Origin of the sequence: Prevotella sp. P5-126 (assembly GCF_002251185.1) — a bacterium.
GTDB lineage: Bacteria > Bacteroidota > Bacteroidia > Bacteroidales > Bacteroidaceae > Prevotella.
Genome location: NZ_NPIZ01000028.1, coordinates 1 through 1,121 on the forward strand (window position 1 = coordinate 1; position 1,121 = coordinate 1,121).

At 44.2% G+C, this 1,121-nt stretch carries 1 protein-coding gene; it reads right to left on the minus strand.

All coding sequences use genetic code 11. From position 1 onward, the window contains the following. Positions 1-394, minus strand: a 394-nt coding sequence (locus tag CIK90_RS02260; protein ID WP_144007202.1) for a 60S ribosomal protein L36, incomplete at its 3' end; no start/stop codon positions are given. Between the last annotated feature and the right edge of the window lie 727 nt (positions 395-1,121).

A 1,121-nucleotide genomic window follows, 5' to 3' on the forward strand; every position in this document is an offset into this window, starting at 1 on the left:
TGCTGGTCACCGCCTTGTCGCCAGTACCCTTCACCGAGATAGAGGGCAGCGTGCCTTGGGTGATCTGATAGGGAGCTGCGATGCATGCGCCGCCATCCGATTCAGCCTTGGTGAGATAGACAGGAGCTGCCACGCTGTTCGCACGGACGAACATGTTGTAGTCGGTGTGGTACTGCGCTTTCTTCTCGAAGGCATTTTTCAGCAGCGGAACGAGTCCTGCATACATGCGGACGATGTTCACCCATTTCATGCGCTGACGCTGTTGTCCCTTGGTGCGGGTGTTGCGTACCTTGGTCACTTTCTCCGATACTACGGTACGTCCATTGACAGTCTTGAAAGTCAACTGACCAGCCGATCCACTCATTTTTTTGATAAGTCCATTTAGAATAGCCATTTTGTTTCCCCCCGTTTGTTAGACCAGTGGGGGTTCTGGGGAATAGTTGTTAGTAAGTTAGTTAGTTAGCACCCATTCCCACATCGTCGGTTTCTCCTTTTCAGTTCCCATGTTCCTCCCATTTTGTCCCATCGTTGTCCGCCAAATTTTGGGATTTAGTGCGGATTCACTGGTGACTTACTGAGGAGTTGCCCACGTCTGTGTGCGGACGGAATGTTCAGTGCGATGAGTGATTCTCTCTTGAACCACGGTGCAAAGATAGTGCAAACCGAGTGGAATGTAAAAGAGAAACTCGTTTTTCTTTTCATTTCCGAGGTGCCGCCTATCTTGGACGCCAGTGCAAAGGTATGAAGAAAAACAATCGGTTGTTCCACTTTTCCCACGGCTTGTGACCAATTTTCCCACGGCTTTTAACATTTCCCTGTGTATCAGTTGGTTACAAAGCCAAATTTTGAAGTATAAATCTTGGTGATTATCGTATATTGCTGAATATAAGGAAGATAGGTGGAGCGCTATACTTTTTGTTGGTTTGAAACCGTGGTAAGATCATGGGTATGATGTTAGGCGCTGTAAAAGAAATGAACCAAAAACGGCATTTTTCAGTAAGCGCAAAAAATGGCAATAACAAATAACAGATAACAGATAACAGTTTTGATAAACCGAAAATCAAAACTTCGAGCCAAAAATTTATATATATAATATATATATATATTTATATATATATATA